Consider the following 9,807-nt stretch of genomic DNA (forward strand, 5'->3'; position numbering starts at 1 on the left):
GGGGATCGCATCGAGCGAAAGCCCTCGGCCGCGCTCCCGATGCCGCCCGAGCTCGCCCCCGTCGTCTACGGCAAGTACCAGCTGCTGCAGCTGCTCGCGCGCGGCGGCATGGCCGAGGTGTTCAAAGCGAAGTCCCACGGCGTCGAGGGCTTCGAGAAGATCCTCGTCATCAAGCGCATCCTGCCGGAGCTGAGCCGCAACCCTCGCTTCGTCGAGATGTTCATCAACGAGGCGAAGATCGCGGTCACGCTCTCGCACGCGAACATCGTGCAGGTGTTCGACCTCGGGCGCGCCGACGAGACCTACTTCATCGCGATGGAGTACGTCGCGGGGTACGACCTCGCGACGGTGCTGCGCCGCGGCGCGCGCTACAAGCGCCCGCTCTCGCAGGAGCTCGCGGTGTTCGTCGTGAGCGAGCTCGCGAAGGGGCTCGACTACGCGCACCGACGTCGCGACGCGAGCCTGCGCCCGCTGCACATCGTGCATCGCGACGTCTCGCCGCAGAACGTGCTGCTCTCGTTCGAAGGCGAGGTGAAGCTCACGGACTTCGGCATCGCGAAGGCCAAGACGATCGCCGACGACGCGGCCGACGAGGGCGTGCTCAAGGGCAAGTACGCGTACATGAGCCCGGAGCAGGCGCGCGGTGAGAACGTCGACTCGCGCACCGATCTGTACGCGCTCGGCATCGTGCTGTTCGAGGCGCTGAGCGGCGAGAGCCCGTTCCAGCACGAGTCCGCCTACGAGACGCTGCGCCGGGTGCGCGAAGGCGACGCGCCGCCGCTCAAGACGGTGGTGCCCGACGTGCCCGACGAGCTCGCGGCGATCGTCGATCGCGCGCTCGCGCCGCAGCCCGAGCTGCGCCACGCCAACGCAGGCCGTCTGTACGAGGATCTCGTTCAGTTCCTCTACGCGAGCGGTCGCCGCGTCGGAGGCCACGACCTCGCGCGTTACCTGCAGGACCTGCGCGAGGTGAGCCAAGCGCACGAGCAGGAGCGCGATGCCGCGCGCCTGCGCGCGATGTTCGACGAAGAGGGCAGCAAGGGCGCGTACGCGCCCTCCGCGACGCCCGTGCAGGTGCCGTTCTCGCGCGCGACGCGCAGCGGCCCGTCGAGCAGCGGATCGGAGTCGCAGCCGCGTCGCGGGAGCACCGGCGTCGCGCGTCCGACCGCGGAGCGTCGCGACGTGACCGTGCTCGTGATGCGCTCGGAGTCGGCGTCGTTCGTCGCGGACGAGGTGGTCGAGCGGCTCGCGCGTCGTTACGGGGGCGTGCGCATCGACGAGCCTCCGCGCGCGCTCGACGTGCCCGCGGTCGCGCTGCTCTTCGGGGTGCGCGATCCCGATGGACGTGACTCGGAGTCCGCCGCGCGCTGTGCGCTGCGTCTGGTGCGCGCGGCGGCGACCGGCACGCAGACCGGGACGCCCGACGTGCCGGTGCAGGTCGCGATCGACTGCGGGCGCATCCTCGTCGATCTCGCGGGCGAGCCCATCCGCGACGAAGCGTTCGAGCGTCTGCTCGACAGCACGCGCACGCTCGCGTCGCGCGCGGCGACGCGTCAGGTGCTCGTCTCGCCCGCCGCGCAGCGCATCATCGCGGGCCTCTTCCTCACGCTGCCCCACGGCGACGGCGACGACCCGCCGCACCTGCTCGAGGAAGAGCGCGATCTGCCCGACGCGTCGGGCAAATTCGTCGGACGCCGCGAAGAGCTGCGGCAGATGGGCGAGATCCTCGCGCTCGCGAACCGCGGCAAGCTCAAGATGCTCGGGCTCGCGGGCGAAGCGGGCGTCGGCAAGACGCGCCTGCTGCTCGAGACGCGACGTCGCCTGAAGCTCGGCGGTCACGACGTCGGCATGTACATCGCGACGTGCGCGCGCCACGGCCGCACGGTTCCGCTCTCGGGCATCACCGAGATCATGCGCGTGGTGCTCGGGGTCGACGAGTTCGAGCCCGACCACGAGCGCGACGCGAAGGTCGGACGACTGCGCGAGCTCGGCCTCGTGCAGCAGGACGTCGCGGCGATCGGCGCGGCGCTCGGCGCGGGACCGCTGCCTGAAGGATCCGACCCGCTCGTGCGCGCGCTGCGTCCTGCGATCGGCCGCGTCGCGCTCAAGCTCGCGCAGGATCGCCTGACCGTGTTCGCGTTCGACTCCGCGGAGTCGCTCGACGACGAGTCGCAGATGCTGCTCGACGCGCTGATCCGCGACGGGCGCGAGGCGCGCATCGCTGTGGTGCTCGCGTATCGGCCCGGCTTCGTCCACGGCTGGCAGGGCGCGCCGACGTATCACGAGCTCACGATCGGCCCGATGAGCGACGACGACATCGCGCGGCTCACCGCGACGCGACTCGCCGCGGAAGAGGTGCCGATCGATCTGCTGCGCGAGGTCACCGGCAAGAGCGCGGGGAACCCGCTCTACGTCGAGGAGTACGTGAAGGCGCTCACCGACGCGGGCGCCGTCGAGGTGCGCTCGGGTCGTGTGATCTATCGACCGGACGTCGCGGAGGTCGAGGTCCCGAAGACGCTGCGCGGCATCGTCGGCGCGCGGCTCTCGCGCCTCGGCGTCGCGGATCGACACTTTCTGCAGATCGCCGCGGTCGCGGGCGCGCGCTTCCACGCGGAGCTCGTCGCGGACGTCGCGGGCGAAGAGGTCACGACCGTCAGCGAGGCGTTCGCGGTGCTCGAGGGACGCGGCCTGGTGGCGCGCGCGGGCGCGACGGAGCTCGCGTTCGCGCACGATCTCGTCGGCGAGGTGCTACGCGAGGGGCTGACCCTCGAGACGCGACGCGAGATCCACGGCGCGGTCGCGGCATCGCTCGAGCGCCTCCACCCGCAGCGCCTCGACGAGCTCGCGGAGCGCCTCGCGTCGCACTGGCGCGAGGCGGGCGATCGCGCGAAGGCCGTCGAGTACCTGGTGCGCGCCGGCGAGCGCATGGTCAGCGAGCTCGCGCACGAGGGCGCCGTCCAATCGTTCGAGCGCGCGATCGACCTGCTCTCGCAGATGGCCGTGCCCGATCGCGAGCGCATGCTCGCGCTCTACAAGCGCATCGGCGAGCTGTGCTGGAAGGCGCGCGCGCTCGAGCGCGGCATCACGCGGATGGCGAGCGGCGTCGAGCTCGCCGAGGCGCTCGATCGTCGCGACTGGATCGCGCGCTTGTCGCTCTTGCGAGGTCGCCTGCTGGTCGCGGCGCATCGCGTCGACGAAGGACGTCGTTGGCTCGATCGCGCCGGCGACATCGCGCGGCAGCTCGACGATCGCGCGCTCTTCCGGGACATCGTCCTCGCGACCGCGGAGTCGTGCATGCGGCTCGGCGATCACCGGGGCGGTATCCACTTCTTCGAGCAGACGCTCACGCTCTCGCGCGAGACCGGCGACGTCGAGGCGCAGGTGCGCTGCCTCGTGCCGCTCGCGCTCGCGTACTCGTCGACCGGCAACCGCCAGGCGGCGCTCGGCGCGCTCGCAGAGGCGCGGCGTCTCACCGAGGCGCGCATCGATCGCTTCACCGAGTGCGAGCTGCTCAAGATGGAGTCGCTCGTGCACTTCTTCGCGCGCGACTACGCCGCGTCGATCGAGGTGGGCGAGCGCGCGCTCGAGCTCGCGAAGGAGTACGGCTTCACGTACGAGGCCGCCGTGAACGCGCACAACGTCGGCGAGGCGCACCTCCGGCTCGGCGACTACAAGCGCGCGTTCGCGTCGCTGCGCTACTCGTACGAGCTCGCGCGCGATCACGGCTACGAGAGCCTGATGATGGGCGACATGCGCATCCTCGGCTTCATCGACGCGATGCGCTTCGGGAGCGAAGAGGGGCGACGCCACGTCGTCGACGCGAACGACTTCGCCGACGCGCGCGGGCTCGTCTGGGACCTCGTGCAGGGCCGCTACTACCTCGCGATGATCGACCAGGCGCGCGGCGAGCCCGAGGAGGCGAGGGCGGCGCTGCGCGAGGTCCTGCGCCTCGCGGCCGAGCACGGGCACGCGGACTACATGCAGGCCGCGGAGCGCGCGCTGATCGCCCTCGAGTCGTCGCGTCCGATCCCGATGCCGGACTGATCGGCTCGTTTCGAGGCCGCGAAAGCGCGAACGGCGCCGGCTCTCTCGAGCCGACGCCGTCGTGTGGATGGCCGTGCTGTGGGTCAGGGCGTCGCGGGCTGTTCCGCCGCCGGCGCCTCGGGCGCGGGCTCCGCCGCCGGGGCAGGCTCGGCGGCCGGGGCAGGGTCCGCCGCCGGAGCAGGTTCCGCCGCGGGGGCCGCTTCGGCGCTGGGCGCGATCGCCGTCGGCGACGCCGCGGCGGGATCGGAGCTGCCCTCGCTGGGCGCGGCCTCCATCGGCTGACCGGTCTGCGGATCGCCCTCGAGGCCATCCGGGTCGACCGTGTCCTCGGTCGGCACGCCCTCCGCCGCGGCCGGCGTCTCACCCGCCTCGGGCGCCGCCTCACCGGGCTCGTCCTCGGCCGTCACCGCGGCGCTCTGACGCTCCTCGATCTCGCGCGTCACGTCCTCGAGGGTCGAGTCGCTGCTCGACGACATGTACGCGAGCAGCGCGCTCAGCAGCATGAAGAGCCCCGCGCAGACCGAGGTGATCCGCGTGAGGATGTTGCCCGCGCCCGCACCGCCGAAGACGGTCTGGCTGCTGCCACCGAACGCCGAGCCCATGCCGCCGCCACGCCCCTGCTGGAGCAGCACGACGAAGATCAGGAACGCGCAGACGAGGCAGTAGACGATCGACACGAAGAGATACATCGACAGGGCTCCCAGACCGACGGACGGCCGAACATAGCAGGGTCAGGCGTGCGTTCCAGCTTCCTCACGAAGCGGGCAGGGCACCCTTCACGATCGCGAGGAACGAAGCGGCCTTCAGCGACGCGCCGCCGACCAGCGCGCCGTCCACGTCGGGCTGCGCCATCAGCTCCGCCGCGTTGTCCGGCTTCACGCTCCCGCCGTACAGAATGCGCGTCTTCTGCGCCGCGCCCGCGTCGATCCGCTCGCTCATGCGCTTGCGGATCGCCGCCTGGACCTCCTGCGCGTCCGACGACTTCGCGACCTTCCCGGTCCCGATCGCCCACACCGGCTCGTACGCGATCACGATGCCCGCGAGCGCGTCCTTCGTGATGCCCGCGAGCGCCGCGTCGATCTGCCCGAGCACGACCTCGAGCGTGCGTCCGGCCTCGCGCTCCTCGAGCGTCTCACCGACGCACACGATCGGCACGAGCCCGTGCTTCAGCGCGGCGCCGAGCTTCTTGCTCACGCGATCGTCGGTCTCGCCGAAGAGCTGACGCCGCTCGGAGTGCCCGATGATCACGTGGGTGCAGCCGACGTCCTTCAGGAGCGGGGCCGAGACCTCGCCCGTGAACGCACCCGAGTCGTCCCAGTGCAGGTCCTGCGCGCTCAGCCCGATCGACGTCCCCGCGATCGCGCCCCGGACCACGTCGAGCGACGTGAACACCGGCGCGATCACGACCTCGACCTGCGAGGACGGAAGCCCCGCCGCGATCGCCTTCGCGAGCTCGACGCTCGCCGCGCGATCGTGGTGGAGCTTCCAGTTGCCCGCGACCAGCTTCTTCCGCGCGCTCATCGCAGCGCGTCCACGCCGGGCAGCTTGCGTCCCTCGAGCAGCTCGAGCGACGCGCCACCGCCGGTCGACACGTGCCCGAACTTGTCGGCGAGACCGGTCTCCTGCACCGCCGCGACGCTGTCGCCACCGCCGACGACGGTGAACGCGCCCGACAGCTCGCTCATCGTCTTCGCGATCGCGCGCGTGCCCGCAGCGAACGCCTCGTTCTCGAACAGGCCCATCGGGCCGTTCCAGAACACCGTCTTCGCGCCGCGCAGCTTCTTCGAGAACGCCTCGACGCTCTTCGGCCCGATGTCGAGCGCCATCTCCTCGGCGCCGATCTCGTCGGGCAGCGCCGCGCGCCCCGACGTCGCGTCGAGTCCCGTGCCGACCACGAAGTCGTCCGGGAGCAGCAGGTCCACCTTGCGCTCGCCCGCGCGCGTCATGATCGTCCGCGCCAGCGCGAGCTTGTCCTGCTCGACGAGGCTCTTGCCCATCGACGCGCCCTTGGCCGCGAGGAACGTGTTCGCCATCGCGCCGCCGATGATCAGTGCGTCGACCTTCTGCAGCAGCGCCTCGAGCACCGCGAGCTTGTCGCTCACCTTCGCGCCGCCGAGCACCGCGACGTAGGGCCGCTGCACCTCGCCCTTGCTGATCTTCCCGAGCGCGTCGAGCTCGGCCTCCATCAGGAAGCCGGCGCCGCGATCACGGATCTGCTTCGGCAGCGCCGCGACCGACGCGTGCGCGCGATGCGCCGCGCCGAACGCGTCGTTCACGTACACGTCGCCGAGCTTCGCGAGCTCCGCCGCGAACTGCGCGTCGTTCTTCTCTTCCTCCGCGTGGAAGCGGAGGTTCTCGAGGCACGCGATCTGCCCCTCGCGGAGATCCTGCACGACCTTGCGCGGACCATCGCCCACGCAGTCGTCCGCGAGCAGCACCTCGACGCCCATCAGCTCCGCGAGCTTCTGCGCCGCGGGCTCCATCGAGTACTTCGGATCGGGCGCGCCCTTCGGACGGCCGAGGTGCGACGCGACTACCACGCGCGCACCGCGCTCGAGGAGATGACGCAGCGTCGGGATCGCCGCGCGGATGCGCGTGTCGTCGCCGACCTTGCCTCCCTCGAGCGGCACGTTGAAGTCGACGCGCACGAACACGCGCCGTCCTTCGACCGGAAGATCACGAACGCTGCGAATCCCCTCGAGCGACATGTTCAGACGCCCTTCTTCGCGATGAGCGCGGTGAGGTCGACCATGCGGTGCGAGAAGCCCCACTCGTTGTCGTACCAGCTGTGCACCTCGACGAGGTCGTCACCGACCACCGAGGTCTGCGCCGCGTCGACGATCGAGCTGCGCGGATCGCCGATGTAGTCGCTCGACACGAGCGGCTGCTTCTCGAAGCCGAGGATGCCCTTGAGCGCGCCGTTCGCCGCGGCCTCGAGCGCCGCGTTTACTTCTTCCTTCGTCACCTTCTTGCTCACGTGCGCGGTGAGGCAGGTGAGCGACACGTTCGGCGTGGGCACGCGGATCGACGTGCCGTCGAGCTTGCCCTTGAGCTCCGGCATCACGAGGCCGATCGCCTTCGCCGCACCGGTCGTCGACGGGATCATCGAGAGCGCGGCCGCGCGCGCGCGGCGCAGATCCTTGTGCGGGAGGTCGAGCAGGTTCTGGTCGTTCGTGTACGAGTGGACCGTCACCATGTGACCCTTGATCACCCCGAACGCCTCGTGGATGACCTTCGTGATCGGCGCGAGGCAGTTCGTCGTGCACGACGCGTTCGACACGATGCGGTGCTTGCTCGGGTCGTACTTGTCGCTGTTGATCCCGATGCAGAACGTCCCGTCGATGTCCTTCTCGCCGGGCGCGCTGATGATCACGCGCTTCGCGCCCGCGCCGATGTGCTTCTCGCCGCCCGCCTTGTCGCGGAAGCGGCCCGTGCACTCGAGCACGATGTCGACGCCGAGGTCCTTCCACGGCAGCTCGCCCGGATCCTTCTTCGCGAAGATCGGGATCTTCTTGCCGTTCACCGAGATCGAGTCGCTGCCCGCCTCGACCGACGCGTCGAAGCGGCCGTGCACCGAGTCGTACTTGAGCAGGTGCGCGAGCGTCGCGGGATCCGTCAGGTCGTTGATCGCGACCAGCTCGAGGTCCGCGTTCTTGGTGTCCACGAGGACGCGCGTGACGCAACGTCCGATTCGGCCGAAGCCGTTGATCGCGATGCGGGTCGCCATGATTCGACTCCTGTGTTCCTTCGGGATGCCTTCTCGATCCCTCGCGCGTCGCGCCCGAGAACGGCTCGATCGACGCGTGAAATGCTGGGATTGCCGAAGGGGCGCGGAATCTAGCCCTCGCCCTTCGGCGCGGTCAAGGTAGGCCCCGAGGCCGCGGAGCCCACTCCTCGCGTGCCAGCACGCCTCTCGATCGTGGCGTGCGAGCCACGAGCGAGCGCGAGGCGAGGCGCGCGCGTGACCCCCGTTCCTGGGGCTTGTGAGCGCGGACGCCGTGTCGTGTGTGCCGTGTCGTGGACGCGCGCTCGGGAGCGACGCGAGGGCCCGGCGATTGCTCAGCTGGTTGGGCGTGTCGCGCAAGAAGTCCGTGTGGCGTGGTGCGCCCGCGGGCTCCGACGGATGACTCCGGCGCGATACGTGCCCATCTGATGCGGAGGACCGGATGAGCTCGCTGCTTCGCTGCCGTCGTGACCCCTCGTTCGCGCCAAGCCACGGCGCGGCGCGGGGCACGAGCGTGGCTCGCTCGACCACCTCACGAGGGACGCGCCGCGCGAGCGGCGTGGCGCGCGAAGGACGCGAAGGAGGAGTGTGCGCGTGATTCCGTTCGAGCTGACGATCGTCGTCCTCAACTACCGGACGCCCGAGCTGACGCTCGATTGCATCGCGTCGCTCGCGCCGCAGATCGGTGCGCGCCGTCGCGTCCTGGTCGTCGACAACGCGTCGGGCGACGGCTCCGCGGATGCCATCGACCGCGCGATCGAGGAGCGCGGTTGGAGCGATTGGGCCACGGTGCTGCGCTCGCCCGTCAACGGAGGGTTTGCCGCGGGCAACAACTTCGGGCTGCGCCACGCGCGCGTGCACTGTCCCGCCGAGGCGTACGTGCTGCTCAACAGCGACACGATCGTCTCGCACGGCGCGCTCGACGCGCTCGTCGCGGGGATGCGCGCGCATCCCGAAGCGGGCCTCGTCGGACCGCGCTTCGACACCGCGGACGGCGAGCTCGACGTGAGCGCGTTCCGCGATCACACGCCCATCTCGGAGCTGGAGGTCGCGGCGAGCACCGGCATCGTGTCGCGCCTCCTTTCGAGGGTGCGCGTGCCCACGCCGGTCGCGAGCGCGGAGCGCCCGTTCCACCCGCAGTGGCTCGGCTTCGCGTGCGTGCTCGTGCGCCGCGAGGTGCTCGCCGAGATCGGCGGGCTCGACGAGGGCTTCTTCATGTACTTCGAGGACGCCGACTACTGCCGCCGCGTGCGCGCCGCGGGCTGGAAGATGCTCTACTGGCCGAGCGCGCGCGTGATCCATCTCGGCGGTGGATCGTCGGGGTTCTCGACGCGCGAGGGCATGCCGAAGCGCCTGCCTCGCTACTACTTCGAGTCGCGTGCGCGCTACTTCGCGCGGCACCACGGGCGCACCGGACCGCTGCGCGCGAACCTCGCGTGGATGACGGGCGCCGCGCTCGCGACCTCGCGCGCGCTGATCGGTCAGCGCGGCTTCACGACGCCGCTCGAGACGGTGCGCGATCTGTGGATCTCGACGTTCTCGACGACGCCGCGCGTGGTCACGTCGCTGCCGCCCACGCACGAGCCGGCACAGCTGCGCTCGTCGCTCGTCGAGCTCGACGATCCCGCGCGCTCGCCGCACGAGGCGTACTCGAGCGCGGCGCGCCTCGCGCGGGTCGGCTGAAGGACGGAACGAAGAAGGGAGCCCGTGGGCTCCCTTCGTCATGCTCGCGGGGATCGCGCGCCGAGCGTCACTCGGCGGCTGCGATCTCTTCCGACGGAGCCTCTTCGCGCAGATCGGTGGTCACCAGGGCGAGCATCTCGGTCGCGAACGCGACGATGTCGGAGCGGCTGTAGCCGCTGCTCTTCAGCTCGCGGAACACCGACTTCGCGAGGATGCGCAGCGCGCGCGGGCCCTGCTGTTGGGGGGCGCTGCTGGCGGTCGGCTGGCTCATGAAGTCTTCGTCCTCCTCGGGCCGCCCCTTGAGCACCACACGTGCCACGGGCCTTGTGGACGCGATGAACGTGTATTTTCAGGCA

Annotated in this window: 7 protein-coding genes; 2 read left to right on the plus strand and 5 right to left on the minus strand. The window is 70.8% G+C overall.

The window, feature by feature from the left end; translation table 11 throughout:
• Nucleotides 1–39 precede the first annotated feature (39 nt).
• Nucleotides 40–4,044: a serine/threonine-protein kinase gene (locus DB32_RS19520; RefSeq protein WP_053234046.1), complete on the plus strand. Its 4,005-nt coding sequence runs from the start codon at nt 40–42 to the stop codon at nt 4,042–4,044.
• A gap of 83 nt (nt 4,045–4,127) precedes the next feature.
• Here the strand turns inward: DB32_RS19520 and secG are convergent, their stop codons facing one another.
• From secG to gap, 4 genes are all read right to left on the minus strand, one after another.
• Nucleotides 4,128–4,733: a preprotein translocase subunit SecG gene (secG, locus tag DB32_RS19525; protein ID WP_053234049.1), complete on the minus strand. Its 606-nt coding sequence runs from the start codon at nt 4,731–4,733 to the stop codon at nt 4,128–4,130.
• 64 nt (nt 4,734–4,797) lie between these two features.
• Nucleotides 4,798–5,565 carry a triose-phosphate isomerase gene (gene tpiA, locus DB32_RS19530; protein WP_053234051.1) on the minus strand — a complete coding sequence of 256 codons (768 nt, stop codon included), beginning with the start codon at nt 5,563–5,565 and terminating at the stop codon, nt 4,798–4,800.
• Nucleotides 5,562–6,752, minus strand: a complete 1,191-nt coding sequence (locus DB32_RS19535) for a phosphoglycerate kinase (protein ID WP_053234053.1) — start codon at nt 6,750–6,752, stop codon at nt 5,562–5,564. Before DB32_RS19535 ends, tpiA begins: the two co-directional genes overlap by 4 nt.
• A gap of 2 nt (nt 6,753–6,754) precedes the next feature.
• Nucleotides 6,755–7,771 (minus strand): type I glyceraldehyde-3-phosphate dehydrogenase, encoded by a 1,017-nt coding sequence (gene gap / locus DB32_RS19540; RefSeq protein WP_053234055.1) that lies wholly within the window; start codon nt 7,769–7,771, stop codon nt 6,755–6,757.
• 591 nt (nt 7,772–8,362) lie between these two features.
• On the opposite strand from gap, the gene DB32_RS19545 reads away from it, so the two are divergent.
• Nucleotides 8,363–9,451, plus strand: coding sequence for a glycosyltransferase family 2 protein (locus DB32_RS19545; RefSeq protein WP_169791486.1), 1,089 nt, complete (start codon nt 8,363–8,365; stop codon nt 9,449–9,451).
• Between the two features lie 67 nt (nt 9,452–9,518).
• On the opposite strand, the gene DB32_RS19550 is transcribed toward DB32_RS19545, so the two are convergent.
• Nucleotides 9,519–9,761, minus strand: a complete 243-nt coding sequence (locus DB32_RS19550; RefSeq protein WP_053234060.1) for a hypothetical protein — start codon at nt 9,759–9,761, stop codon at nt 9,519–9,521.
• Nucleotides 9,762–9,807: the final 46 nt, after the last annotated feature.

This window comes from Sandaracinus amylolyticus (assembly GCF_000737325.1).
In the GTDB taxonomy this organism is placed as follows: Bacteria; Myxococcota_A; Polyangia; order Polyangiales; family Sandaracinaceae; genus Sandaracinus; species Sandaracinus amylolyticus.

Excerpts from the sequence above, each read along its gene's own strand:
- DB32_RS19520 (WP_053234046.1), top strand. The coding sequence starts at position 40 with ATGCCGCCCGAGCTCGCCCCCGTCGTCTACGGCAAGTACCAGCTGCTG.
- secG (WP_053234049.1), bottom strand. The coding sequence starts at position 4,733 with ATGTATCTCTTCGTGTCGATCGTCTACTGCCTCGTCTGCGCGTTCCTG.
- tpiA (WP_053234051.1), bottom strand. The coding sequence starts at position 5,565 with ATGAGCGCGCGGAAGAAGCTGGTCGCGGGCAACTGGAAGCTCCACCAC.
- DB32_RS19535 (WP_053234053.1), bottom strand. The coding sequence starts at position 6,752 with ATGTCGCTCGAGGGGATTCGCAGCGTTCGTGATCTTCCGGTCGAAGGA.
- gap (WP_053234055.1), bottom strand. The coding sequence starts at position 7,771 with ATGGCGACCCGCATCGCGATCAACGGCTTCGGCCGAATCGGACGTTGC.